Source organism: Halorubrum sp. LN27 (assembly GCF_016635065.1).
Taxonomy (GTDB): domain Archaea; phylum Halobacteriota; class Halobacteria; order Halobacteriales; family Haloferacaceae; genus Halorubrum; species Halorubrum salipaludis.
In genome coordinates, this window is the sequence record NZ_JAEPET010000001.1 from 3,129,158 (window position 1) to 3,153,910 (window position 24,753).

The following is a 24,753-nucleotide window of genomic DNA, read 5'->3' on the forward strand; positions in this document are numbered from 1 at the left end:
TGTTGGTGGCGCGAGTCCTCGCGCCGCGGTCGGAGTCGGTGCGTCGGTCGGGGACCGCGGAGACCGAGAGCGGCCGGCGTCCGCTACCGGGGACGCGCCTCGTGGACCCCGACGATCTCGGTGAGGTCGTCGACCTCGGCGTCCGGCGCGAGCCGGAGCGAGGCGTCGACCTCAACCGTGAGGTCGTTGAGGCGCGGCCGGAGGGCGACAACGTCGACGCGTTCGACGTCGACGCCGTCGCGGCCGGCGAGCTTGTCGCGAACCCCGGCGTGGAGGTCGCCCGCGGCGTCGCGGGGAACCGCCAGCCGGAGCGCGACGTCGGTCGCGCGGTGGCAGGGTTGGACTGCCATACGGACCCGGGAGGGAGTCGATTCCTCACCCCGAGGCTCTGCCGCTTGAGCTACCGGGTCCAACTGTCGGAAGGGGGGGAGAGAAGACGGCGCTCGCTCCGACGGGCGAAGCCGACCGCCCCCGCGTCGGGGTTTACGCGGCGACGGCGTCGAAGCGAGCGACGACCGTTCCGCGACCCCGCTTCCCGACGCTCCAGAGGGGGGCGAGCGCCGGGATGGTGTCGCGGACGGTCATGGGTGGGGCACCCGGCGGAGGGATCCGCGCGGGTGTAGATTGACCAACAGGTGGAACCGAGTTAATAGTTGCTCGTGTGTGCGAATCAATGGCGTGATTCGTCGGCGCGAGAATATTCTCTTCAGTTATCGCGTGCGAACAACGCGGGACGGCTCCGGCCACCAGTACACTAAGAAGGGCGGCGGTCGTACGTTCGGTAGACGTGTCCAGCCTGTTGCCGGTCATCGCGGCGATCCTCGTGTCGGGACTCGTCGTCCAACTGATCGCTCACCGTCTGAAGGTGCCGAGCGTCATCTTCTACCTCCTCATCGGCGTCGTGTTGGGGCCGGAGGTGCTGGGGCTCGTGACCCTCGAGACGTTCGGAGGCGGGCTCGAGATCATCGTCGGGCTCAGCGTCGCGATCATCGTCTTCGAGGGGGCGTTCGCCCTGCGGATCGATCGGATCCGGGGCGCGTCGACCGTCTCCCTCCGGCTGGTGACGGTCAGCGCCCTCGTGATGTTCCTCGGGACGGCGGCCGCGGTGCGGTTCCTCGAAGGGGCCAGCTGGGAGATCGCGCTGCTCATCGGGGCGCTGCTCGTGGCGACGGGGCCGACCGTGATCACGCCGATTCTCAACGTCGTCCGCGTCAGGGACCACGTCGCCACCGCGCTGGAGACCGAGGGGATCATCAACGACGTGACCGCCGCGATCGTCGCCGTGGTGATCTTCGAGACGCTGCTGCTCGACGACCTCGGCGTCCCCGCGACCCTGCTCTCGTTCCTCCAGCGGCTCGGCGTCGGCGTGGGCGCCGGGGTGCTCGCGACGGTGGTTATCTACTACCTGTTGAACAGCGAGTTCGTCCCCGAGCGCGACGTGCAGGCGTCGCAGTTCCTCGTGCTGGCGGCGGCGGTGGGGGCGTTCGCGGCCGCCGAGGCGGTCGCCGCCGAGGCGGGGATCGCGGCGGCTGCGACGAGCGGGATCATCCTCGGCAACCTCGACATCGACAACAGAGAGGAGATCGAACGGTTCGCGGAGAACACGACGCTCGTCGTCCTCTCGTTCGTGTTCATCTCGCTGGCCGCGCTGATCGACATCGAGGCGATCGCGGCGCTCGGCGTCGGCGCCGTCGGGCTCGTCTTGGTGATCATGCTCGTGCTCCGGCCGCTCGGAGCGATCATCGCCACCGCCGGCGTCGAGCGGTTCACGTGGCCGGAGCGGCTGTTCATCGCAGGCGTCGGCCCGCGCGGGATCATCCCCGCGAGCGTGGCCACGCTGTTCGCGATCGAGCTGGAGCTGGCGGGCAGCGTCGAGGCGGGCGAGCTGCTGGTCGGGACGGTGTTCGCCGTCATCTTCGCGACGGTCGCGATCGAGGCCGGGCTGGCGCGGCAGATCGGCGACGTTCTCGGAGTGTCACCAATGCGCACGATAATCATCGGCGGCGGTCGGGTCGGCCGGGCGCTCGCCACACGGCTGGAGCGGCGGGGCGAGTACGTCGTCATCGTCGAGATCGACGACGAAGAGATCGAACGCGCGCGCTCGGACGGGTTCACCGTGTACGAGGGCGACGGCAGCGACACGGAGGCGCTGCGGGGCGCCGGTATCGAGGACGCCAAGCGGGTGATCACGGTGACCGGCGACGACGACATCAACCTCCTCGCGTGCCAGCTCGCGATCACGAAGTTCGATGTCGAATCGGTGTACTCCCGGGTGAACGAGCCGGACAACGTCGACGCGTTCGAGAGTCTCGGCGTCAAGGGCATCGACTCGCCGACGGCCACCGCCGTCGCCATCGACGACGAGATCGAGCGTCCGGCGATCACCCACTGGATGAACGAACTCGGCGACAGCCACGACGTACAGGAGGTCGAGGTGACCGCGGAGGACCTCGCCGGGAAGACGATCCGCGACCTCAACGCGGAGATCCCCGACGGCACCTTCGTCGCCGTCGTCAGCCGCGACGGCGAGAATCACGTGCCGTCGGCGGACAGCGTGCTGGAGTACGGCGACCACGTCACCTTCATCGGCGACACGGACGCCGTCAAGCGCGCGATGGAGCGGTTCCATCCGCACGACTGACGGCGGGCCCCGCGGTCGTCGATGTGGACGCGGCTCACAGGATTCGCCGTTCGACGTGTCCAAAACCGTCCTGACGGAGTCCTGCGGAGCGAAGCGAGCGCAGGGCACGTCAGGGCGCGAACGCAGCGGCTGACGAACGAAGTGAGTCAGCCGCAAAGTGAGCGTCCTGACGGAGATTTGAACTCCGGTCCCTGGCTCCGCAAGCCAAGAGGATAGTCCACTACCCTATCAGGACTCAAATACACGTACCGCGCTAGTACTTAAGACGGTTACGGTCCGCGGGACGCGTGGCGAACGGTCGCATGCGGCGCGGTCGGGGGCCGGCAATGGGTACCCGTTTATCTCCGTTGCGCCCCTCTGGCCCGGTATGAACAGGCGTTCCCTCCTTGCGGCGGCCGCGGCGCTCTCCGTCGCGGGTTGTGTCGGTGCCGGCGGATCGCCGGGCGGGGCGGGCGGGGCGGACGCCGAGTCAGGGGCCGACGCCGCCGACGCCGACGGTGGCAACACCACCGCGGGCGAGGGGACGGACGGGAGCGTGCCGGAAACCGCCGCCGACCCCGACCTCCTGTCGACCGACCTCGTTGAGGTCGAGTCCGACCCGTCGGAAGACACTGGATCGGCCGGCGGCGAGGCCGCGATCGGATTCGCGCCCGACGAGGTCGCGGTGGCGGGGACGGTCGTCGGGGAGACGGGATGTCACGGGGCGGAGATCGCGGACGCGGCCGTCGACGACGACGGCGCGTTCCGCGTGGTCGTCGCCGCGGTCGACCGGTCCGCGCCGGACCGGCTGTGCACCCAGTCGCTGACGGCGGTCGGCTACGAGCTGGAGGCGCGGTTCGACGGCGGGGTCCCCGAGACCGTGGCGGTGGTCCACGACGACGCGGGGGGCCGCGAGACGGTCGCGACCGATCGGCCGGACGACGCGTAGGAGGGAGACGGGGCGGCCCGGATTGCACACCTTTTGTACCGACGGGACCGATGGACGGGTATGACGACGCACCGACCCGCGCCGGCGACGCCGCGGGGCCCGCGGAGCGAGCGCCCCGATTCGACCGCGAGACCCCCGCAAGGACAACGCTTATCCGCGGACTCGACAACCGAGGTGGTACGCGTATGGGAGTGATAGAGGACGTCTACGAGGATCTCGACACCGACGTCGAGTTCGAGGAGTTCGAGGCGGCCGTCGAGGATAAGGTCGAGCAGATGGGCGGGCTCGCCGACGAGGAGACGGCCGCGATGCTGATCGCCCACGAGCTGCGCGACGAGGAGGCCGACACGATCGCCGACATCGAACCGGGGATGAACGAGGTGAAGTTCCTCGGGAAGGTGACCGCCATCGGCGACGTCCGCACGTTCGAGCGCGACGACGAGGACGCCGAGGAGGGCCGCGTCTGCAACGTCGACGTGGCGGACGCCTCCGGCTCCGTGCGGGTCGCGCTGTGGGACGACATGGCCGCGGCGGCCGAAGAGGAGCTCGAGGTCGGCCAGGTGCTCCGCGTCATGGGCCGCCCGAAGGAGGGGTACAGCGGCCTCGAGGTGAGCGCGGACAAGGTCGAGCCGGACGAGGACGCCGAGGTCGACGTGCAGGTGCTCGACACCTACCGGGTGGAGGACCTCTCGCTCGGCGCCTCCGACGTGGACCTCGTCGGACAGGTGCTCGACACGGACGCGATCCGGACGTTCGACCGCGACGACGGCTCCGAGGGGCGGGTCGCCAACCTCACCGTCGGCGACGAGACGGGTCGCGTGCGCGTGACGCTGTGGGACGGCAAGGCCGACCTCGCCGAGGAGTTCGAGGCCGGCGAGGTCGTCGAGGTCGGCGACGGCTACGTCCGCGAGCGCGACGGCGACTTGGAGCTCCACGTCGGCGACCGCGGCACCGTCGAGCGCGTCGACGAGGACGTGGAGTACGTCCCGGAGACCGCCGACATCGCGGACCTGGAGATCGGCGAGACCGTCGACATCGGCGGGGGCGTCATCGAGACCGACCCGAAGCGCACGTTCGACCGCGACGACGGCTCCGAGGGGCAGGTCCGGAACGTCCGGATCAAAGACGACACCGGCGAGATCCGCGTCGCGCTGTGGGGCGACAAGGCCGATCGCGAGATCGAACTGGCCGACCGCGTCGTCTTCACCGACGTGGAGATCCAGGACGGCTGGCAGGACGACCTCGAGGCCTCCGCGAACTGGCGCTCGACGGTCACCGTCCTTGAGGAGGGGAGCGACGCGGCCGGCGGGGGCGCGGACGGCGCCCGCGGAGCCGGCGCTTCCGACTCCGGGAGCGACGACCGCGGCGGGAACGAGACCGGACTCGGCGCCTTCGCCGAGGACGGGCAGAAGGCGGCCGCCGAGGCCGTCGCGGGCGAGACCGCCGACGGCGACGGAACCGGCGGGACCGGCGGCGAGAGCGGGGGCGCCGGCGGCGCCGCGGCCGCGACGGCGGAGCGGTCGACCGAGGACGTCGAGTTCACCGGGACGGTCGTCCAGACCGGCGATCCCGTCGTGCTGGACGACGGCCAGCGCACGAAGAGCGTCGAGACCGACGCGAGCCTCCGCCTCGGCGAGGAGGTCACGGTGCGCGGACCCGAGCGAGACGGGACGATCGACGCCGACGACGTGTTCTGATCGGGCGGGCGCGCGGCGCGCGGAACAGCCGGCGACGGAGCGACGGTCAACGCGGGGACGGCGGCCGCCGACGGGAGCGACGGAGTAGCGCCGACGCAGTCGCTCGGCGGCGGAGAGCGGGTAACGGAAACGTTTTACGGCGACCGGACGCGACTGTGTGTATGAGTGTCGAGTTGCCGTTCGCGCCGGTCGACGGGATCATCCGGCGGAACGCCGGGGACCTCCGCGTGAGCGCGGACGCCGCCGAGGAGTTGGCTCGCCGGATCCAAGCGCACGGCGCGGAGCTGGCGATCGACGCGGCCGAACGGGCAACCGAGGACGGACGGAAGACGCTGATGGCGTCCGATTTCGGCGTCGAACAGGTGATCAGCCGCGAGGATCTCACCCTGCCGGTCGCCCCCATCGACCGGATCGCGCGGCTCCGGATCGACGACCGGTACCGCGTGGGCGTCGACGCGCGGATCGCGCTGGCCGACATCTTGGAGGACTACGCCGACAACGTCGCGAGCGCGGCTGCGACGCTCGCGCGCCACGCCGACAGACGGACCGTACAGGCCGAGGACATCGAGACGTACTTCGCGCTGTTCGAGTAGATGCGCTTCGGCTACAGCGAGCGGTGTCTCGAACACGACACCGGCGAACGGCACCCGGAGAACCCGGACCGGCTGCGCGCGATCCGCCGCGGGCTGGCGAAGCGGCACGGCGTCGAGTACGCCGAGGCGGACCCAGCGACGCGCGAGGAGGTCGTCGCGGTCCACGACGCGGAGTACGTCGACGAGCTGGAGGCGTTCGTCGACGACGGCGGCGGGAACTGGGACCCAGACACCGTCGCGAGCGAGGGGACGTGGGACGCCGCGCTCACCTCGGCGGGGCTCGCCCAGTGGGCGGCTCGCTCCGCGCTCGACGGCGACGACGGCCGCGACACCCCCTTCGCGCTCGGCCGGCCGCCGGGCCACCACGCGGTGCCCGACGACGCCATGGGGTTCTGCTTCTTCAACAACGCCGCCGTCGCGACCCAGACCGTCCTCGACGAGGGCGCCGCGGACCGGGTCGCGATCTTCGACTGGGACGTGCACCACGGGAACGGCACCCAGGACGTGTTCTACGAGCGCGGCGACGTGCTCTACGCGTCGATCCACGAGGAGGGGCTCTACCCCGACACGGGCGCGCTCGACGAGACCGGCCGCGACGAGGGCGAAGGGACGACGGTGAACCTCCCGCTCGCGGCCGGCGCGGGCGACGCCGACTACCTCTACGCCATCGACGAGGCGGTCGCGCCAGCGATCGAACGGTTCGACCCCGACCTCGTGATCGTCTCGGCCGGGTTCGACGCCCACCGCCACGACCCCATCTCGCGGATGCGCGTCTCCTCGGAGGGGTACGCGCTGATGACCGACCGGATCCGGTCGGTCACCGACGAGGTCGGCGCCGCGAACGCCTACGTGCTCGAGGGCGGATACGGGCTCGACACGCTGGCCGAAGGCGTCTCGATGGTCCACGAGACGTTCGACGGGCGCACTCCCGTCGGCGACGACGATGACCCCGACGACGAGACGGAGTCGCTGGTCGCGGAGCTGCGGGAGCTCCTCGATCTGTAGAACGGAACCGCGATCGACGCCCGGGAGTCGGTTTTTGAGGGTTTCGTCGACGCCGGGCCCGCGGTTCGCGATGCTCACCGCTCGTTGATCGGTAAGAACGAAAACGCCCGGAGCGGGATTTGAACCTCAGTCGTTCCGCTCGTTTCACTCGCTCCACTCTCTGGTTCAAATCCCTTGTCTGGGTTCGTCGACGCCGGACTCGCTCGTCGCTGACGCTCCTCGCTCGTAGTCGGCGTCGACAGGAACGCCCGGAGCGGGATTTGAACCCGCGTCACGACCGTGACAGGGTCGTATGATGGGCCACTACACCATCCGGGCAAACAGCGACAGACCCCGAAGCGTCGGGACGCCCGGAGCGGGATTTGAACCCGCGTCACGACCGTGACAGGGTCGTATGATGGGCCACTACACCATCCGGGCTTGTCGCAGTCATTCGTACCCCTGTCTGGCAAATAAGGCTTGTCATCCCCGCCGACGATGGTGACCGGTGACAGGGACCGACGGCGGCGCGGTTGGTCGTGCCAAGGCCGATCGCAGCCGGATCGGTCGCGTCCAAGTCGATCGCGGCGGTACCCTTTTGTGTGATACCCGCGTGAGTTAGGGTATCGCACGCCCCCGTCGCCGTGAGCCGTGCGCGGCGGAGCCGCTTGGCAAGCCTTATGCCGTTGGCGCATATAGCGATCTGTAGTATCTCGTGATAGCTTCTCTCAATAACCACCACCCATGGTAGACGTAAGCCAACACGAACTCGTCCCGGATCACGTCCTCCTCGAACCCGAAGAGGTCGACGAGGTTCTGGCGGAGTACGACGTGAAACGGACGAACCTACCGAAGATCAAACGCACAGATCCCGCGCTCCCCGACGAGGCCGAGGTCGGTGACGTGGTGAAGATCACTCGAAACTCTCGCACGACCGAGGAAGCGGTCGTGTACCGATTAGTCGTCTCATGAACAGGCAAGACCGACGCGTGGTGTCACGCGAGTATTTCTCGGACGAACGGCTCGCCGAACACCACTTCCGATCGTTCAACAACTTCCTGGACCGCGGGATGCAGGAGGTCGTCGACGAGAAGGAGACGATCGAGACCGACATCGGCGACAAGGAGGGCCAGGAACCCGTCTACGTCGAGCTCGGTGACGTGCGGATGGTCACCCCGCGCGTCCGCGAGGCCGACGGCTCCGAGGAACTGCTGTACCCCCAGGAGGCCCGCCTCCGGAACATCACCTACTCGGCGCCCGTGTTCATGGAGATGTCCATCGTGCGCGGCGGCGAGGAGGAGCCCGAGCAGGTCGTCGACACGACCGAGACCAAGGTCGGCCGGATGCCGATCATGGTCGGCTCGGACAAGTGTAACATGGCCGGCTTCTCCGACGAGGAGCTCATCGACATCGGCGAGGACCCCGTCGACCCCGGCGGCTACTTCATCGTCAACGGCTCCGAGCGCGTGCTGATGACCTCGGAGGACCTCGCGCCGAACAAGATCCTCGCCGAGTACGACTCGAAGTACGGCGACGAGATCCAGGTCGCGAAGACGTTCTCTCAGCGCCGCGGCTACCGCGCGCTGGTGCTCTGCGAGCGCAACCGCGAGGGGCTGCTCGAAGTGTCGTTCCCGTCCGTCTCGGGCTCGATCGACTTCGTGACCCTCGTCCGCGCGCTCGGACTGGAGTCCGACGAGGAGATCGTCCACCGCGTCTCGGACGACCCCGAGATCGTGAAGTTCATGCTGGAGAATCTGGAGGAGGCCGACGTACAGACCACCGAGGAGGCCATCGAGACCCTCGGTGAGCGCGTCGCCTCCGGCCAGGGGAAGAACTACCAGCTCAAGCGGGCGAACTACGTCATCGACCGCTACCTCCTCCCGCACCTCCACGAGGAGGGCGTCGAGGAAGAGGACGTGCGGATCAACAAGGCGTACTACCTCTGCCGGATGGCCGAGGCGTGCTTCGAGCTCGCCTTAGACCGCCGCGAGGCCGACGACAAGGACCACTACGCGAACAAGCGCCTGAAGGTCTCCGGCGACCTGATGCGCGACCTGTTCCGGACCGCGCTGAACAAGCTGGCGCGCGACGTGAAGTACCAGCTCGAGCGCGCGAACATGCGGAACCGCGAGCTCACCGTCAACACGGTCGTCCGATCCGACGTGCTGACCGAGCGGCTCGAACACCCGATCGCGACGGGGAACTGGGTGGGCGGCCGCTCGGGCGTCTCCCAGCTCGTCGACCGGACCGACTACATGGGCGTGCTCTCGCACCTCCGGCGCCTGCGCTCGCCGCTGTCGCGCTCGCAGCCGCACTTCAAGGCGCGGGACCTCCACGCGACCCAGTGGGGTCGCATCTGTCCCTCCGAGACCCCGGAGGGACCGAACTGCGGGCTCGTGAAGAACTTCGCGCAGGCGATGGAGCTGTCACAGACCGTAGACGACGAACAGGGGCTGAAACGAGAACTGGCGTCGATGGGTGTCGAGGGGATCCCCGGCATCGAGGGCGTCGAACGACAGACGGCGGACGACTAATATGGCTCAGGCAGAACGCGAAGCGAAGGTGTACGTCAACGGGAGCCTCGTCGGGACCCATCCGGACCCCGAGGCCCTCGCCGAACAGATCCGCGAGGCCCGCCGGCGCGGCGACGTCTCGGAGATGGTGAACGTCTCGGTCAAAGACCGGACCCAGGAAGTGATCGTCAACGCGGACGCGGGGCGCGCCCGCCGCCCGCTGATCGTCGTCGAGAACGGCGAGCCCCTGCTGGGCGACGAGGAGGTCGAGGCCCTCGAACGCGGCGAGGTCGAGTTCGAGGACCTCGTCGAGCGCGGCTACGTCGAGTTCATCGACGCCGAGGAGGAGGAGGACATCCTCGTCGCGGTCGACGAGGGGGACGTGACCGAGGACCACACGCACCTCGAGATCGACCCGCAGCTCGTGTTCGGTATCGGCGCGGGGATGATCCCGTACCCCGAGCACAACGCGAGCCCGCGAATTACCATGGGCGCGGGGATGATGAAGCAGTCGCTCGGGCTCCCCTCGGCCAACTACCGGATCCGGCCGGACACGCGTCAGCACCTGCTGCATTACCCGCAGCTGGCGATGGTGAAGACGCAGACGTCCGACCAGATCAGCTTCGACAAGCGGCCGGCGGCGCAGAACTTCGTCGTCGCCGTGATGTCCTACGAGGGGTTCAACATCGAGGACGCGCTGGTGATGAACCAGGGCTCCGTCGACCGCGCGCTCACCCGCTCGCACTTCTTCCGGACCTACGAGGGCGAGGAGCGGCGGTACCCCGGCGGGCAGGAGGACCGCTTCGAGATCCCCGAACAGGACGTGCGCGGCGCGCGCGGCGAGGACGCGTACACCCACCTCGACGAGGACGGCCTCGTCAACCCCGAGACGAAGGTGGACGAGTCCTCGGTGCTGCTCGGCAAGACCAGTCCGCCGCGCTTCTTGGAGGAGCCCGACGACATGGGCGGGCTCTCCCCGCAGAAGCGCCGTGAGACCTCGGTGACGATGCGCTCGGGCGAGTCGGGCGTCGTCGACACGGTGACGCTGATGGAGGGCGAGGACGGCTCCAAGCTCTCGAAGGTGAAGGTGCGCGACCAGCGCGTCCCCGAGCTGGGCGACAAGTTCGCGTCCCGACACGGCCAGAAGGGCGTCGTGGGCCACCTCGCGCCCCAGGAGGACATGCCGTTCACCGAGGAGGGGGTCGTCCCCGACCTCGTGATGAACCCGCACGCGCTCCCGTCGCGGATGACGGTGGGTCACGTGCTGGAGATGCTCGGCGGCAAGGTCGGCTCGCTGCGCGGCTCGCGGGTCGACGGCACGCCGTTCCAGGGCGAAGACGAGGAGGAGCTCCGCGGCGGCTTAGAGGAGCACGGCTTCAAGTCCTCCGGCAAGGAGGTCATGTACTCCGGCGTCACCGGCGAGAAGATCGAGGCGGAGATCTTCGTCGGGACGATCTTCTACCACAAGCTGTACCACATGGTGTCGAACAAGCTCCACGCCCGCTCGCGCGGTCCAGTGCAGGTGCTCACGCGCCAGCCGACCGAGGGGCGCGCCCGCGAGGGCGGCCTGCGCGTCGGGGAGATGGAGCGCGACACGATCATCGGCCACGGCGCGTCGATGGTGCTCAACGAGCGGCTCTTGGAGTCCTCCGACGCGGAGACGGTCCACGTCTCCGCGGAGACCGGGCTCGTCGCCGTCGAGGACCGCGAGCAGCGCCGGGTGTACGACCCCGTCACGGGCGACGAGGACGACATCCACGAGCTGGAGGTCAGCTACGCGTTCAAGCTGCTGCTCGACGAGATGATCGCCCTCGGAATCCGACCGAAACTCGAACTGGAGGACGCGATTTAAATGTCAATGCAAACACCGAAAGTGCTCGGCGGCATCGACTTCGGCCTCATGGACCCGGAGACGTACCGGGACATGTCCGCGACGAAGGTGATCACGGCCGACACGTACGACGACGACGGCTACCCGATCGACATGGGGCTGATGGACCCGCGGCTCGGCGTCATCGACCCCGGCCTGGAGTGTCGTACCTGCGGCTCCCACTCCGGCTCCTGTAACGGCCACTTCGGTCACATCGAGCTGGCCGCGCCCGTCATCCACGTGGGCTTCACGAAGCTCATCCGGCGGCTGCTCCGGTCGACCTGCCGCGAGTGCGGGAAGCTCGCCTTAGACGAGGCGCAGCGCGACGAGTTCCGCGACCGCTACGAGCGGGCGCAGGAGCTCGGCGACGACGAACACGACGTGCTCAAGGCCGCCGTCCGGCAGGCCCGGAAGGCGTCGACCTGCCCGTTCTGCGGCGAGCCGCAGGCGGACATCAAACACGAGAAGCCGACCACGTACTACGAGGTTCAGGACGTGCTCTCGGGCGACTACTCCGAGCGCATCGCGGCCGCGATGCAGCCCGACGAGGAGGAGGACGACCCGGGCACCTCGCCGCAGGAGCTCGCCGAGAAGACCGACATCGCCTTAGACCGGATCAACGAGATCATGGCCGGCGAGTTCCGCCCGCGCAAGGAGGACCGCCGCGCCATCGAGAAGGCCCTCGACGTGGACCTCACCGAGGAGGACATGAACAAGCTGATGCCCTCGGACATCCGCGACTGGTTCGAGGACATCCCGGACGAGGACCTGGAGGTGCTCGGCATCGACTCCGAGCACTCCCGACCGGAGTGGATGATCCTGACGGTCCTCCCGGTCCCGCCGGTCACCACGCGCCCCTCCATCACGCTGGACAACGGCCAGCGCTCCGAGGACGACCTCACGCACAAGCTGGTCGACATCATCCGGATCAACCAGCGGTTCATGGAGAACCGCGAGGCGGGCGCCCCGCAGCTGATCATCGAGGACCTCTGGGAGCTGCTCCAGTACCACGTCACCACCTTCGTCGACAACGAGATCAGCGGGACGCCGCCGGCGCGCCACCGCTCCGGCCGCCCCCTCAAGACCCTCAGCCAGCGGCTGAAGGGGAAGGAGGGTCGCTTCCGCGGCTCCCTGTCGGGCAAACGCGTGAACTTCTCCGCCCGGACCGTCATCTCGCCCGACCCGACGCTCTCGCTGAACGAGGTCGGCGTCCCGGACCGGGTCGCCAAGGAGATGACCCAGACGCTCAACGTCACCGAGCGCAACGTCGAGGAGGCGCGGCAGTACGTCCGGAATGGGCCCGAGGCCCACCCCGGCGCGAACTACGTGCGCCGCCCCGACGGTCGCCGCCTGAAGGTGACCGAGAAGAACTGCGAGGAGCTCGCCGAGAAGGTCGAGGCCGACTGGGAGGTCAACCGCCACCTCGTCGACGGCGACATCGTGATCTTCAACCGGCAGCCCTCGCTGCACCGGATGTCCATCATGGCCCACGAGGTCGTGGTGATGCCGTACAAGACGTTCCGGCTCAACACCGTCGTCTGTCCGCCGTACAACGCCGACTTCGACGGCGACGAGATGAACATGCACGCGCTCCAGAACGAGGAGGCCCGCGCCGAGGCGCGCGTCCTCATGCGCGTCCAAGAGCAGATCCTCTCGCCGCGGTTCGGCGGGAACATCATCGGCGCCATCCAGGACCACATCTCCGGGACGTACTTGCTCACGCACTCGAACCCCGAGTTCACGGAGACGCAGGCGCTGGACCTGCTGCGCGCGACCCGCGTCGACGAGCTGCCCGAGGCGGACGGCGTCGACGACGACGGCCGCGAGTACTGGACCGGCCGCACGCTGTTCTCGGAGCTGCTCCCCGACGACCTCTCGCTGGACTTCACCTCGTCGACGGGCGACAGCGTCCTCATCGAGAACGGCCAGCTGGTCGAGGGGACGATCGACGAGGACGCCGTCGGCGCGTTCGGCGGCGAGGTTGTCGACACCCTCACGAAGGAGTACGGCGAGACGCGCTCGCGCGTGTTCATCAACGAGATCGCGTCGCTGGCGATGCGCGCGATCATGCACTTCGGGTTCTCGATCGGGATCGACGACGAGTCGATCCCGCCGGAGGCCGAAGAGCAGGTCGACGACGCGATCCAGAGCGCGTACGACCGCGTCCAGGAGCTCATCTCGACCTACGAGGCCGGCGAGCTGGAGTCGCTCCCCGGCCGCGGCGTCGACGAGACGCTGGAGATGAAGATCATGCAGACGCTCGGGAAGGCCCGCGACTCGGCCGGCGAGATCGCCGACCAGCACTTCGGCGACGACAACCCGGCGGTCGTGATGGCCCGCTCCGGCGCGCGTGGGTCGATGCTGAACCTCACGCAGATGGCCGGCTCCGTCGGCCAGCAGGCGGTCCGCGGCGAGCGGATCAACCGGGGCTACGAGGACCGGACGCTCTCTCACTACCGGGAGAACGACCTGTCCGCGGAGGCGCACGGCTTCGTGGAGAACTCCTACCGCGGCGGGCTCACGCCCGAGGAGTTCTTCTTCCACGCGATGGGCGGCCGCGAGGGGCTGGTCGACACGGCGGTCCGGACCTCCAAGTCCGGCTACCTCCAGCGCCGGCTCATCAACGCGCTCTCCGAGCTGGAGGCGCAGTACGACGGCACGGTCCGGGACACCTCGGGCCGGATCGTCCAGTTCGAGTTCGGTGAGGACGGCACCTCGCCGGTCAAGGTCTCCTCCGGCGAGGGTGACGGCATCGACGTCGACGACATCGTCGACCGCGTCGTCGACGCCGAGTTCGAGTCCGACGACGAGAAGGACCGCTTCCTCGGCGAGCGCGCGCCGCCGACGAACCTCTCGGAGCACTCAGGGCCGGGCCTGAACAAGGCCTCGGGGGTGGAGTCGGATGACTGAGTACGACCACGTCACCGACGACATCGAGGCGGTCGTGGAGGCCACGGAGCTTCCCGCCCGCCTCAAAGACGAGGTGTACGAGGCGATCGACCGGAAGGCCGAGGAGGCGGGCGAGGTCACCGTCGAGCAGGCCACCGACATCGCGACCGGCGTCGAGAACCGGTACATCGAGACGCGCGTGGACCCGCTGGACCCGGTCGGCACCGTCTCCGCGCAGTCGATCGGCGAGCCCGGGACGCAGATGACGATGAACACGTTCCACTACGCCGGCGTCGCGGAGATCGACGTGACGCAGGGGCTCCCCCGGCTCATCGAGCTGGTGGACGCCCGGAAGACGCCGGACACGCCGATGATGACGGTCCACCTCGAGGGCGAGTACGCCACGGACCGACAGAAGGCCCACGAGGTCGTCTGGTCGATCGAGGCGACGCGCATCCTCGCGCTCGGCGACGTGTCGACGAACGTCGCGGACATGCTGGTGCGGATCGACCTGAACGACGACACCCTCCTCGAACGGTGGCCGACCCACTCGGACCCGTCGGAGGTCGCTGCGATCATCGCCGAGACGATCGAGGACTCGCTCGGCGTCAACACCCGGCAGTCGGGGACCGTCGTGGAGTTCGGGCCGAACGAGCCGAGCTACCGCGAGCTGCTCCAGCTCGTCGAGCGGCTCCGCGAGATCGTGTTCAAGGGGATCGAGGAGATCGAACGCGTCGTCATCCGCAAAGAGGAGATCGACGGCGAGGAGGAGTTCGTCCTCTACACCGAGGGGTCGGCGTTCGGCGACACCCTCGACATCGAGGGCGTCGACGCCTCGCGCACGACGTGTAACAACATCCACGAGATCTACCGCAACCTCGGGGTTGAGGCGGCCCGCGAGACGATCATCGACGAGACGAAGAACACGCTCGAAGAGCAGGGGCTCGACGACGTGAACGTCCGCCACCTCATGCTGGTGGCCGACATCATGACGAACAACGGCGAGATCGAGTCGATCGGTCGCCACGGCATCTCGGGCTCGAAGGACTCCGTGCTCGCGCGCGCGGCGTTCGAGGTGACGGTCAACCACCTGCTCGACGCCGCGATCCACGGCGAGTACGACGAGCTCGACGGCGTCATCGAGAACGTGATCGCCGGCAAACCGATCTCGCTCGGCACCGGCGACGTCGACCTCCGGATGGGGTCGCGCGTCGTGGGCGACGACTAATGTACGTCGAGCTCTCCGACGAGGCCCGGCGCTACATCGGTCGCTTCGACGAGCTGACCGGGGTCGCGCCGAAGGACTGCCTCGTGGAGAGCGACCGGCTCGTGTTCCTCGTGCCGGCCGGCGAGATGGCCGCCGCGATCGGACAGGCCGGCGAGACCGTCGAGGAGGCGGAGCGCCGGCTCGGCAAGTCCGTCGACTTGGTCGAGGACGCGGACACGGCGGAGGCGTTCGTCGCGAGCGCGCTCTCGCCGGCGGCGGTCAACGCCGTCACCATCTCGGAGCAGAACGACCGGGTGGCGTACGTCGAGGTGCCGGAGGCGGATCGCGGCGTCGCCATCGGCGCGGAGGGCGCCAACATCGAGACGGCGCGGACCCTGGCGGAGCGCCACTTCGACATCGACGACATCCAGCTGACCTGAGGTCGGAACCCACGCCCTTTTGCCGACGCGCTCGCTTGTCGCGACATGGACCGGAGACGCTTCCTCGTCGGCGCCGGAACCGGAGCCGCTATCGGACTCGCCGGCTGTCTCGGCGGCGGCGGCCCCGATCGCCCGTTTCCCGAGGCCGACTGGCGCGACGAGGACGGCCTCGACGTGGCGGTCCTCTCGGAGCGCCACGTCGAGGCGATCGTCGAGGCGGGCGGCGCCACGCTGTTCTCGACCGCGGAGACGAGCCACGACGGCGACGCGGAGCCGAGCCCGTGGCTCCCCTCACAGGAGTACGAGTCGGCGTACGACCTCGAGAACGGGCGACAGTACGTGCGACAGGAGCTGACCGAGACCGAGGAGACCGACGTGTCGGAGTTGTACGTCGCCGACGGCGACGCGCTGGTCCGCCAGCGGGTCGGCGACGAGACGCAGTACGGGAGACAGGCGGTCGACCGATCCGCCGACGACCTCGAGTCGGCAATGCGCTCGGAGGTGGTGACGGGGATCCGCGTCGAGGGAGAGACGGAGGGCGGCGAGACGGAGTACGAAGGGCTGAACCTGTGGAACCCGACGAGCGACGGCGAGGGCGAGGTGGGCGGCGAGCGGACGGCGCGGTTCACCGCGGACGCCTTCGAGGGCGACCGGAACGTCCCCGAGACGGTCGAGACGGCGTCGGCGACCGTCCACGTGTACGAGTCCGGCGTGGTGCCGCGGCTCGAACAGTCGTGGGCGGGCCCCCACGACGGGCAGGAGGCGACCGTCGACGTCGACATCGACTACCGCGACCTCGGCGCGACGGTGGCGGAACCGGAGTGGGTCGAGGCGGCGCGCGAGGAGACGAGCGCCTGACTCGGGGACGCGCTCTCGGCCGCGAGCGCGACTCGCTTCCAGTCGAAACGACGGGCGCTCGCTTCCGTTGAGCCGGTAAGCCGACGAGAGCGCCCGTCGTTTTCGATCGCTCGGTCCCGCAAAACACTCTCAGAACGGACGAGAGGTACCGTTCGAGCGATCTGAGGGCGTTTCTCCGCGTCGAAAGACGACGCTTAAGTAGCTCCGTTCGGAAGTAGACGTACGATGGCGAACGGCAAATACGCGGCCCGTAAGCTCAAACAGGACCGGCAGAAGCGCCGCTGGTCCGACTCCGAGTACGCTCGGCGAGAGCGCGGGCTCAAGAAGAAGTCCGACCCCCTCGAGGGCGCCCCGCAGGCCCGCGGGATCGTGCTGGAGAAGGTCGGGATCGAGGCAAAGCAGCCGAACTCGGCGATCCGAAAGTGCGTCCGCGTTCAGCTCATCAAGAACGGGAAGCAGGTCACCGCGTTCTGTCCCGGTGACGGCGCCATCTCGTTCATCGACGAGCACGACGAGGTCACGATCGCCGGGATCGGTGGGGCGAAGGGTCGCGCGATGGGCGACCTCTCCGGCGTCAACTACAAGGTCGAGAAGGTCAACGGCGTCTCCATGATCGAACTGGTTCGCGGAAACGCGGAGAAGCCCGTCAGATGAGCGGTGAGGAGACCGAGGCGCCGTCCGACGCGGACGTCGCCGCCGACGAGCCGGACCCGGACGCGCCCGCGTCCAGCGAGGCCGCCAACGAGAACGCCAAGCTGTTCGGCGTCTGGGACGTCACCGAGATCGCCTACGAGGATCCCTCGACGAAGCGCTACATGACCGTGACGCCCATCGCCCACACGATGGGTCGCCACGCGTCCAAGCAGTTCAAGAAGTCCGAGATCTCTCTGGTCGAGCGGCTGATCAACCGCCTGATGCAGACCGAGGAGAACACGGGCAAGAAACAGCAGGCGACGCGGATCGTCCGCGACGCCTTCGACATCATCCACGAGCGGACCGAGGAGAACCCGGTCCAGATCCTCGTGACGGCCGTCGAGAACGCTGCGCCCCGCGAGGAGACCGTCCGCCTGAAGTACGGCGGGATCTCCGTCCCGAAGGCGGTCGACGTCGCGCCCCAGCGCCGCGTCGATCAGGCGCTTTTGTTCATCTCCGACGGCGTCGCCAACGCGACGTACAAGTCGACGACCTCCGCCGCCGAGGCGCTCGCCAACGAGCTCGTCACGGCCGCGGACTACGACGCCGAGCGCTCCTACTCCATCTCGCAGAAGGAGGAGCGCGAGCGCGTCGCCGCCGCGGCCCGCTAACGCCGGTTCCGACTCGGACCGACGGGACGCGTTTTCGCGGTTTTCCGTTTCGACCCGCCGCGCGGAGCGGCGGCGCCGGTCGGCGTTGAGGCGTGCGGGTCGACCCGCGACGGCGATCGATAGCGGGAGTGAGTATTGCAGATCGGTAGGGGCGAGACGGTATTTAAACAGCTGTGAGCGGCGTCGACGACTACTTATAAAAACGGTGCGGTGGCGCGTGCCTCCGAGGCCGCTTCGCGGCCGAGGAGCACGCGCGAGGGAGTCGCTGGCGCCTTATAAGGCGCCAGCGACGAGGCTGGGGAGGCGTGAGGCTGCGGTCTGCGGTCGGGTGGGACTCAAAGGGGTAGTCGCGAGGGCCGCTTAGGCGACGCTAAGCACCGCAGTGAAGGAGCGACAGCGACTGAGCGAGGCGCGCAGCGAGCGTGCGCCCCCCGCAGCGACTGGGGCTTTGCAGGTCTTCACCGCAAATACATCGATCACTTATAAACAGCCGACAGCAACATCACAAACTCACTTATAAACAACCGATCAGCCAATTTGCTATACCCACTCCCGCAATCGATCACGAAGCGCCGTCAGCAACCGCCCGCTTCACGCGCCGTCGGTGGGCGTGTCGGGATCCGTCGGGAAGTTGGGTTCGGCCGGACCGTCGCGGTCGCCCTCGGCGGTTTCGCCGTCCTCGTCGTCGCCTCCGGCCTCGCCTTTCGGCTCCCCCTCGAAGGTGTAGTCGGCGGAGTTGTCGGCCGGGTCGTAGCCGAGCGCCTCGCGGGCGCGCTCGATCGAGTAGTAGCGCCGGTCGTTGTTCGAGATGCCGTAGACGATCTCGTAGCCGTAGTCGGCCTGCAGACACCGGTCGAACAGGTGCGCGCAGTCGCGGTGCGAGAGCCACATCGCCTGCCCGCGCTCGTACTCCCGCGGCGGGTGGTCCTTCGTGAGGTTCCCGATGCGGACGCAGACGACGCTCATCCCGTGTTCGTCGTGGTGGAAGCGCCCGAGCGACTCCCCGGCCGCCTTCGAGACGCCGTAGAGGTTCCCGGGGCGGGGGAGCTCGCTGCCGTCGAGCCGGTAGTCGTCGTCGGTCCGGTACAGCTCCGGCGTGCGGTCCTCGGTCTCGTAGCCGCCGACGGCGTGGTTCGACGAGGCGAACGCGAACTTCTCGACGCCGGCGTCGACGGCGGCCCGCATCACGACCTGGGTCCCGTCGATGTTGTTCCGAATCACCGAGTCCCACGGCGCCGTCTTCCGGGGGTCGCCCGCGAGGTGGATCACGGCGCCGACCCCGTCCATCGCCTCACGGACCGCCCGATCGTCGGTGATGTCGGCGACGAACCGGTCGGCGTCGGTGACCCCGTCGGGCACCTTCGCCGCCGGGAGCGGCTCCCTGTCGAGGAGTCGCCACTCGTAGTCGTCGCCGATGCCGCGGAGGATGGCCTGCCCCACCCGTCCGCCGGCGCCCGTCAGGAGGACCGGCTCGTCCATTCGGTCGTGCATGGGCGCGAGACGGGCATATAATGCACGGTTCGGCCGCGATGCGCTGCATCTCCGGCGTCGACCCCCGGATCGCTGGTCGTCAGCGCCCTACAGCTTCTCGCGGGAGATCGAGACGCCCGTGGGCGTGACGACGATCTGGTCGTCGCCCTTCTGGACGATGTCGCCGTCGACCTCCTGGGCGACCTGCCGCAGCTCGTCGATGATGTGTTCGATCGTCCGGTCCGACGTGGAGTGGCGGGTGATGTCCGCGATGACGAAGTCGCCGTCGTAGACGGCGTCTTTGATCGGGATCACGTCGCCCTGGTCGCCGATCTCCGCGATGTGTACCTGCATGCCCGTGTCCGCATGTGCCTCGGCGAAGTCGTCGAGGTCGAGCTCGACGTAGTCGTCGACGGAGCGGTTCCCGCCGCCGCCGAGGATCTTGCTCATAATGCCCATACACACCACACGACGAGGTTAGACATTAGTTCTTACGTCAGACGCATCCGCGAGCCGGTCGTCAGCGGGTCTCGTCGAGCCGCTCCTGCCACTCCTGGACCCGCGACAACAGCTCCACCGGCGCGGTCGCCGCGACGTCGACGTCGGCCAGCTCCTCGATCACGGCCCGGGTCTCGGGGTCAAGTCGGTCGGCCGCCGCGGCCTCGGTGGTCTCTGCGCGCCCGGGAGACTCGGCGGTCCCCTCGATGTCGGCGGACGCCCGACCCGTCCCGTTCCGGCCTCGCTCGGGATCGGAGGCGTCCGCCTCGGCCGCTCCGGCCGCTCCGGCGTCGCCGCCTTCCGAGAACGACCCGGACGAGAGGTCGAAGACGACCTGTTTCGTGTCGCCGGCGGCGCCCGTCCCCTCGCTTCCCGCCTCTCCGCCCTGCGCGTCGCCCCGCGATCCGCCCCTCGCCTCGATCGCCTTCTCCTCGCGGAGCCGGTCGAGCACCGCGTCGGCGCGGGAGACCACCGGCGCCGGCACGCCCGCGAGGTCGGCGACGTGGACCCCGTACGACCGGTTCGTCGGGCCGTCGCGCACGGTCCGGAGGAACGTCACCTCCCCGTCGCGCTCGTCGACGGCGACGTGGACGTTCTCGACGCGCGGGAGGTGGTCCGCCAGCGTCGTCAGCTCGTGGTAGTGGGTGGCAAAGAGGGTGCGCGCGCGCACCTCGTTGTGGAGGTACTCGGTCGCGGCCCACGCGATCGAGATCCCGTCGTAGGTGGCGGTGCCGCGGCCGACCTCGTCGAGGATGACGAGCGAGTCGGCGGTCGCCGAGTGGAGGATGTTCGACAGCTCCTGCATCTCCACCATGAACGTCGAGCGCCCCTGCGCCAGCTCGTCGAGCGCGCCGACGCGCGTGTAGATCCCGTCGACGAGCCCGACCGTCGCCGCCCGCGCGGGGACGAACGACCCCGCCTGCGCGAGCAGCTGGATCAGCGCCGCCTGCCGCATGTACGTCGACTTCCCGCTCATGTTCGGGCCGGTGACGATCAGGAAGCCGCGCTCTCCGTCGAGCCGGAGGTCGTTCGGCACGAAGTCGGTCGTCCGCTCGACGACTGGGTGGCGCCCGGCCTCCACGTCGAGCCGACGCTCGTCGGTCAGGTCGGGCCGCGTCCAGTCGTTGCCGGCGGCGTGGGTCGCCAGCGACGCGAGCGCGTCGATCTCCGCGACCGCCCGCCCCACGTCCTGCAGGAGTTCGGCGTCGTCGGCGACGCGCTCGCGGAGCTCCTCGAACAGCTCGTACTCCAGCTCGCCGCGGGCCTCCTCCAGCCGGAGCACCTCCCGCTCTCGCTCCTCTAACTCGTCGGTGACGAACCGCTTCGAGTTCTTCAGCGTCTTGATCTCGCGGTAGTGCTCGGGGACCCCGTCGGCCGCGGACTTGCCGACCTGGATGTAGTAGCCGTCCGTCTTGTTGCGGTCGACGGTGACGTGGCTCAGCCCGTACTGCCGCTTCTCCCGTTCCGCGAGCGTGTCGAGCCACTCCTCGGCCTCCTCGTGGCGTTCGATCAGGTCGTCGAGCTCGCCGTCGTACCCCTTCCGGAGGAGCCCGCCCTGCGTCTTCGTCTTCGGCGGGTCCTCCGCCAGCGCGTCCGCGAGCTCGTCGTGGAGGGCGGCGGCGCGCCCGCGGTCGATCCGCTCCAGCACCGCGGCGACCGGGGAGTCGGCGAGCGCGGTCCCGGAGACGGCGTCGGCGAGCGCGGGCACTAGGGCGAGCGAGTCCCGCACCGAGAGCAGCTCCCGCGCGCCCGCGCTCCCGCTCGTCGCTCGCGCGGCCAGCCGTTCGAGGTCGTACCCGTCGCCGAGCGTCTCCCGCAGGCGGTCGCGGGCGAGCGCCGCCGACGCCAGCGCCCCCACCGCGTCGAGCCGCCGGCGGAGCTCCTCGCGGTCCCGCCGCGGGCGCGTGATCCACTCGCGGAGGAGCCGGCCGCCGGCGGCCGTGACGGTGTGGTCGACCGTCTCGAACAGCGAGCCGTCGGTCTCGCCCCGCATCGTCTCGGTGAGCTCGAGGTTGCGCTGGGTCGTCGCGTCGACGGCGACGTGGTCGTCGTCGCCGTAGGCGGTGAGCCGGGTGATCGACGCGAGCACGCCCGCGCCGGTCTCCTCGACGTAGCCGAGGACGGCGCCGCCCGCGCGCAGCGCCAGCTCGGAGTCGATGCCGACGCTGTCGGCCGTCTCCCGACCGAACTGCTCGCGGACCGCGTGCGTCGCGCGCCCCGGCGCGAACGCCTCCGCGTCGAACAGGGAGACGGAGCCCGACAGGTCCTCGCGGACCGCCCCGAGCAGTCGGTCGTCGTTCCGGACTGCCGGCCCCGGGAGCACCTCCGCGGGGTCGAACCGGTACAGCTCCGCGCGCAGGTCGCCGAGGGTCTCGACCTCGGTGACGAGGAACCGCCCGGTGGTCACGTCGGCGAGCGCGAGCCCGTAGGGGCCGTCGGCGTCGCCCTCGGCTCCCGCCCCGCTCGCGGCGGGAGCGCCCCCCGACGCGCCTCCGGCCCGTCCGCCGCCCTCTCCCCCGCGGACGACCGCCGCGAGGTACCGCGCGTCGTCGTCCGCGGTCTCCAGCAGGGTCCCGGGCGTGACGACGCGGGTGATCTCGCGGGCGTGGCCGTCGTCCGTCTCGTACTGGTCCGCGACGGCGACGCGGTAGCCGCGCTCGACGAGCGCCTTCACGTAGGGGGTCAGCTCGGAGAGCGGCACGCCCGCCATCGGGTACGACGACCCGTGCGAGGACTTCTGTGAGACGGTGAGGTCCAGCTCGTCGGCGACGAGCTCGGCGTCGTCCGCGAAGAATTCGTAGAAGTCGCCGCACTGCATCGCGAGGACGTCCGCGTCGGTCTCCGCCTTGAGATCGAGGAACTCCCCGACGATCCCCGTTGCCATATACCCGTACTCCCGCCGTGGGCGGCTAAAACCCTGCGGGTGCGGCCGGCCGCAACGGCGACGCGCTACCCCACCCGGTTCCGGCGCGTCGACGCCCGGTGAACGAGTCCCGAGACGCCGAAAAGCCCCGCGAACAGGACCGCGTACGCGTATCCGGAGACCGACGCGAACGGAGCCGTCCCGATCCACGCCGCGCCGCCGAGCAGCCCGCAGACGACCGCGAGCCCGACGTAGTACTCTCCCCACAGGATCTCGTTTCCGGAGACCACTTCGAGGTACACCTCGAGCTGACGGCTCTCCTCGGTCAACGACACGATCCCGCGGTCCGGTTCGTAGTCGATGAACCCGCCGTCGGCCAGCTTCGGCAGGTGCGACTGGTGGAGCGCGGTGTACACCCGCTTGCGCTGTTTGTACGTCACCTCCGGGATCTCGAGATCGTTCTCCCACGCCGCCAGCTGCTCGGCGATGTCCCTGACCCGCGCGTCGTCGCCGTGCTGTTTCAGGTACGTGATCACGTTCCGCCGCCGCCGGTTGCTGAGCGCGGTAAACACCTCGTCCCGCGAGGCTCCGTCGGCCTCGCCGGTCGTCGATTCCGCCCCTCCTATGAGTTGTGGTGTCATGGCTCAGTCACGTGCTGAATCACATTCCCCATCGAAACCAACCCACATATCTCTATCTATTATCACATTCTTGATTGAAGGGTTGGTTCCTCGGTGCTCTCGGGAAACGATATGTATGGCCCTGAAAACGCGAATATGAGCTGCCTGATCGTGTCTATACTCGCTCTTTGGGGCGTTATTATAATGTTCTTGAATCTGCGATCGCAGTTCGCCCGTCCGCGATCGGCGCGATCTCAGTCTCGCCTTCGCTCTCGCTCCCGGCCCCTGAACGGGGCGGTAGGCCGCGCATACATAGGCCCTCTCACCGCCAACGGCGGGCATGACGGCATCACACGACACCCGTCTCGATCGGCTTCGGCGACCGGAGTACACCGGCGAGAACCGCTGTCTCCCCTGTACGGTCGTCAACGTCGCGATCGCCGCGGCCGGATCGGCCGCGGTCGGCGCGCTGGTCGCGGTCGAACTCGGCGCGCTGGTCTTCGTCGCGGCGCTCGCGGCGGTCTGGCTGCGCGGCTACCTCGTGCCCGGCACGCCCGAACTCACGAAGCGGCACCTCCCGGAGCGCGTCCTGCGGCTGTTCGGGAAGGGCCGCGATACCGGGCCGCCGCCGGTGATCGACGCGGAGTCGTACCTCCTGTCGGCCGACGTGGTGGTCGAGACGGCGGACGGGAGCGACCTCGCGTTCGCGCCGGCGTTCGAGTCGGCGTGGCGGACGCACCTCGCCGCGCTGCGCGACGCGGCCGACGCGGGGTTCGGCGACGCGGGATTCGGCGACGCGGGGGGAACCGCGGACGCGGATCGCGACGACGATTCGCCCGCAGGGCTCGCCCCCGACGGCACGCGTCCCGCCGCCCCCGCGGACGTGGCCGCCCTCGCGCGGCTCACCGGGCTCGACGAGGAGGGGGACGACCTCTCGCTCCGCTGGCGCGGCGACGCGGCGTTCGCGCACGCCGCCGACGAGCGCATCGGCCACTGGGAGTCCCGGTCGGCGTTCCTCGCCGACGTCGCCGCCGACCGCGCGTTGACGGCGACCCTCGACGATTGGGCGTCGCTCCCGCTCGCCTCGCGGAGCGGCGTGCTCGGCGCGCTCCGACTGTTCGTCGAGCGTTGCCCCACCTGTGACGGACCGGTGCAGCTGGAAGAGCGGGTCGTCGAGTCGTGCTGTTCGAGCTACGAGGTCGTCGCCGGTCGGTGTACCGCGTGCGACGCGCGGCTGTTCGAGATCGACCTCCCGCCGTCGCTGGCGAGCGAGCGGTAGGACGCTTCCGAAGCCCCAGCCGCTCGCTTTTAAGCGACTGTCGGCGGATCGGCAGTGAACACCTCCAAAGCCCCAGCCGCGAGGACGCCACACGCTCGC

At 69.2% G+C, this 24,753-nt stretch carries 20 protein-coding genes and 3 tRNA genes; 15 read left to right on the plus strand and 8 right to left on the minus strand.

Translation table 11 applies throughout. From position 1 onward, the window contains the following. Positions 1-83: 83 nt before the first annotated feature. Positions 84-350, minus strand: coding sequence for a hypothetical protein (locus tag JIN95_RS15510; RefSeq protein ID WP_200532049.1), 267 nt, complete (start codon positions 348-350; stop codon positions 84-86). Between the two features lie 449 nt (positions 351-799). On the opposite strand from JIN95_RS15510, the gene JIN95_RS15515 reads away from it, so the two are divergent. Further along, positions 800-2,641 (plus strand): cation:proton antiporter, encoded by a 1,842-nt coding sequence (locus JIN95_RS15515; protein WP_095635606.1) that lies wholly within the window; start codon positions 800-802, stop codon positions 2,639-2,641. 162 nt (positions 2,642-2,803) lie between these two features. Here JIN95_RS15515 and JIN95_RS15520 read toward each other — a convergent pair. Next, positions 2,804-2,876 (minus strand) — tRNA-Arg (locus JIN95_RS15520). Between the two features lie 132 nt (positions 2,877-3,008). Between JIN95_RS15520 and JIN95_RS15525 the strand changes: the two genes are divergently transcribed. From JIN95_RS15525 to JIN95_RS15540, 4 genes are all read left to right on the plus strand, one after another. Further along, positions 3,009-3,569 carry a hypothetical protein gene (locus tag JIN95_RS15525; protein WP_200532050.1) on the plus strand — a complete coding sequence of 187 codons (561 nt, stop codon included), beginning with the start codon at positions 3,009-3,011 and terminating at the stop codon, positions 3,567-3,569. Positions 3,570-3,754: 185 nt separating this feature from the next. Continuing rightward, the gene (locus JIN95_RS15530; protein ID WP_200532051.1) at positions 3,755-5,266 is read left to right on the plus strand and encodes a single-stranded DNA binding protein; all 1,512 of its coding nucleotides are present in this window, start codon (positions 3,755-3,757) and stop codon (positions 5,264-5,266) included. 161 nt (positions 5,267-5,427) lie between these two features. Beyond that, the gene (locus tag JIN95_RS15535; RefSeq protein ID WP_095635603.1) at positions 5,428-5,859 is read left to right on the plus strand and encodes a histone; all 432 of its coding nucleotides are present in this window, start codon (positions 5,428-5,430) and stop codon (positions 5,857-5,859) included. Next, a complete protein-coding gene (locus tag JIN95_RS15540) occupies positions 5,860-6,864 on the plus strand; it encodes a histone deacetylase (RefSeq protein ID WP_095635602.1) in 1,005 nt (334 codons plus the stop codon). It begins immediately after the preceding gene. A 245-nt stretch (positions 6,865-7,109) separates the two neighbouring features. Here JIN95_RS15540 and JIN95_RS15545 read toward each other — a convergent pair. Beyond that, positions 7,110-7,182 (minus strand) — tRNA-Asp (locus JIN95_RS15545). A 29-nt stretch (positions 7,183-7,211) separates the two neighbouring features. After that, a tRNA-Asp gene (locus JIN95_RS15550) sits at positions 7,212-7,284 on the minus strand. A gap of 303 nt (positions 7,285-7,587) precedes the next feature. On the opposite strand from JIN95_RS15550, the gene JIN95_RS15555 reads away from it, so the two are divergent. From JIN95_RS15555 to JIN95_RS15595, 9 genes are all read left to right on the plus strand, one after another. After that, complete coding sequence (locus JIN95_RS15555; RefSeq protein WP_095635601.1) at positions 7,588-7,815, plus strand: DNA-directed RNA polymerase subunit H; 228 nt, start codon at positions 7,588-7,590, stop codon at positions 7,813-7,815. Then, a complete protein-coding gene (locus tag JIN95_RS15560) occupies positions 7,812-9,377 on the plus strand; it encodes a DNA-directed RNA polymerase subunit B'' (RefSeq protein ID WP_099255832.1) in 1,566 nt (521 codons plus the stop codon). Before JIN95_RS15555 ends, JIN95_RS15560 begins: the two co-directional genes overlap by 4 nt. Before the next feature lies 1 nt (position 9,378). Then, the gene (rpoB, locus tag JIN95_RS15565) at positions 9,379-11,208 is read left to right on the plus strand and encodes a DNA-directed RNA polymerase subunit B (RefSeq protein ID WP_095635599.1); all 1,830 of its coding nucleotides are present in this window, start codon (positions 9,379-9,381) and stop codon (positions 11,206-11,208) included. 6 nt (positions 11,209-11,214) lie between these two features. After that, entirely contained in the window at positions 11,215-14,136 is a 2,922-nt protein-coding gene (locus tag JIN95_RS15570; RefSeq protein ID WP_095635598.1) for a DNA-directed RNA polymerase subunit A', read from the plus strand. After that, the gene (gene rpoA2, locus JIN95_RS15575; RefSeq protein WP_095635597.1) at positions 14,129-15,343 is read left to right on the plus strand and encodes a DNA-directed RNA polymerase subunit A''; all 1,215 of its coding nucleotides are present in this window, start codon (positions 14,129-14,131) and stop codon (positions 15,341-15,343) included. The genes JIN95_RS15570 and rpoA2 overlap by 8 nt, the downstream gene beginning before the upstream one ends. Next, on the plus strand, positions 15,343-15,762 hold the full coding sequence (locus tag JIN95_RS15580) for a NusA-like transcription termination signal-binding factor (protein WP_095635596.1): 420 nt from the start codon (positions 15,343-15,345) through the stop codon (positions 15,760-15,762). Before rpoA2 ends, JIN95_RS15580 begins: the two co-directional genes overlap by 1 nt. A 45-nt stretch (positions 15,763-15,807) precedes the next feature. After that, positions 15,808-16,620 (plus strand): hypothetical protein, encoded by an 813-nt coding sequence (locus JIN95_RS15585; RefSeq protein ID WP_200532052.1) that lies wholly within the window; start codon positions 15,808-15,810, stop codon positions 16,618-16,620. Between the two features lie 225 nt (positions 16,621-16,845). After that, complete coding sequence (locus JIN95_RS15590; RefSeq protein WP_004048726.1) at positions 16,846-17,274, plus strand: 30S ribosomal protein S12; 429 nt, start codon at positions 16,846-16,848, stop codon at positions 17,272-17,274. Further along, complete coding sequence (locus tag JIN95_RS15595; RefSeq protein ID WP_095635594.1) at positions 17,271-17,924, plus strand: 30S ribosomal protein S7; 654 nt, start codon at positions 17,271-17,273, stop codon at positions 17,922-17,924. Before JIN95_RS15590 ends, JIN95_RS15595 begins: the two co-directional genes overlap by 4 nt. A 591-nt stretch (positions 17,925-18,515) precedes the next feature. Here the strand turns inward: JIN95_RS15595 and azf are convergent. From azf to JIN95_RS15615, 4 genes are all read right to left on the minus strand, one after another. Continuing rightward, positions 18,516-19,403: an NAD-dependent glucose-6-phosphate dehydrogenase Azf gene (gene azf / locus JIN95_RS15600; RefSeq protein WP_095635593.1), complete on the minus strand. Its 888-nt coding sequence runs from the start codon at positions 19,401-19,403 to the stop codon at positions 18,516-18,518. A gap of 99 nt (positions 19,404-19,502) precedes the next feature. Beyond that, on the minus strand, positions 19,503-19,853 hold the full coding sequence (sepF, locus tag JIN95_RS15605; protein WP_004048756.1) for a cell division protein SepF: 351 nt from the start codon (positions 19,851-19,853) through the stop codon (positions 19,503-19,505). Positions 19,854-19,914: 61 nt separating this feature from the next. Continuing rightward, positions 19,915-22,776: a DNA mismatch repair protein MutS gene (mutS, locus tag JIN95_RS15610; protein ID WP_200532053.1), complete on the minus strand. Its 2,862-nt coding sequence runs from the start codon at positions 22,774-22,776 to the stop codon at positions 19,915-19,917. 65 nt (positions 22,777-22,841) lie between these two features. After that, positions 22,842-23,396, minus strand: a complete 555-nt coding sequence (locus JIN95_RS15615; RefSeq protein WP_095635591.1) for a hypothetical protein — start codon at positions 23,394-23,396, stop codon at positions 22,842-22,844. Between the two features lie 319 nt (positions 23,397-23,715). Between JIN95_RS15615 and JIN95_RS15620 the strand changes: the two genes are divergently transcribed. Then, positions 23,716-24,654 (plus strand): hypothetical protein, encoded by a 939-nt coding sequence (locus JIN95_RS15620; protein WP_200532054.1) that lies wholly within the window; start codon positions 23,716-23,718, stop codon positions 24,652-24,654. The last annotated feature ends 99 nt before the right edge of the window (positions 24,655-24,753 follow it).

What these genes read in the sequence shown, in the direction of transcription:
- JIN95_RS15540 (WP_095635602.1), top strand. Translation starts at nt 5,860, where the DNA reads ATGCGCTTCGGCTACAGCGAGCGGTGTCTCGAACACGACACCGGCGAA.
- JIN95_RS15580 (WP_095635596.1), top strand. Translation starts at nt 15,343, where the DNA reads ATGTACGTCGAGCTCTCCGACGAGGCCCGGCGCTACATCGGTCGCTTC.
- rpoB (WP_095635599.1), top strand. Translation starts at nt 9,379, where the DNA reads ATGGCTCAGGCAGAACGCGAAGCGAAGGTGTACGTCAACGGGAGCCTC.
- JIN95_RS15585 (WP_200532052.1), top strand. Translation starts at nt 15,808, where the DNA reads ATGGACCGGAGACGCTTCCTCGTCGGCGCCGGAACCGGAGCCGCTATC.
- mutS (WP_200532053.1), bottom strand. Translation starts at nt 22,776, where the DNA reads ATGGCAACGGGGATCGTCGGGGAGTTCCTCGATCTCAAGGCGGAGACC.
- JIN95_RS15535 (WP_095635603.1), top strand. Translation starts at nt 5,428, where the DNA reads ATGAGTGTCGAGTTGCCGTTCGCGCCGGTCGACGGGATCATCCGGCGG.
- JIN95_RS15570 (WP_095635598.1), top strand. Translation starts at nt 11,215, where the DNA reads ATGCAAACACCGAAAGTGCTCGGCGGCATCGACTTCGGCCTCATGGAC.
- JIN95_RS15615 (WP_095635591.1), bottom strand. Translation starts at nt 23,396, where the DNA reads ATGACACCACAACTCATAGGAGGGGCGGAATCGACGACCGGCGAGGCC.
- azf (WP_095635593.1), bottom strand. Translation starts at nt 19,403, where the DNA reads ATGGACGAGCCGGTCCTCCTGACGGGCGCCGGCGGACGGGTGGGGCAG.
- JIN95_RS15620 (WP_200532054.1), top strand. Translation starts at nt 23,716, where the DNA reads ATGACGGCATCACACGACACCCGTCTCGATCGGCTTCGGCGACCGGAG.
- JIN95_RS15590 (WP_004048726.1), top strand. Translation starts at nt 16,846, where the DNA reads ATGGCGAACGGCAAATACGCGGCCCGTAAGCTCAAACAGGACCGGCAG.
- sepF (WP_004048756.1), bottom strand. Translation starts at nt 19,853, where the DNA reads ATGGGCATTATGAGCAAGATCCTCGGCGGCGGCGGGAACCGCTCCGTC.
- JIN95_RS15525 (WP_200532050.1), top strand. Translation starts at nt 3,009, where the DNA reads ATGAACAGGCGTTCCCTCCTTGCGGCGGCCGCGGCGCTCTCCGTCGCG.
- rpoA2 (WP_095635597.1), top strand. Translation starts at nt 14,129, where the DNA reads ATGACTGAGTACGACCACGTCACCGACGACATCGAGGCGGTCGTGGAG.
- JIN95_RS15555 (WP_095635601.1), top strand. Translation starts at nt 7,588, where the DNA reads ATGGTAGACGTAAGCCAACACGAACTCGTCCCGGATCACGTCCTCCTC.
- JIN95_RS15560 (WP_099255832.1), top strand. Translation starts at nt 7,812, where the DNA reads ATGAACAGGCAAGACCGACGCGTGGTGTCACGCGAGTATTTCTCGGAC.
- JIN95_RS15595 (WP_095635594.1), top strand. Translation starts at nt 17,271, where the DNA reads ATGAGCGGTGAGGAGACCGAGGCGCCGTCCGACGCGGACGTCGCCGCC.
- JIN95_RS15510 (WP_200532049.1), bottom strand. Translation starts at nt 350, where the DNA reads ATGGCAGTCCAACCCTGCCACCGCGCGACCGACGTCGCGCTCCGGCTG.
- JIN95_RS15530 (WP_200532051.1), top strand. Translation starts at nt 3,755, where the DNA reads ATGGGAGTGATAGAGGACGTCTACGAGGATCTCGACACCGACGTCGAG.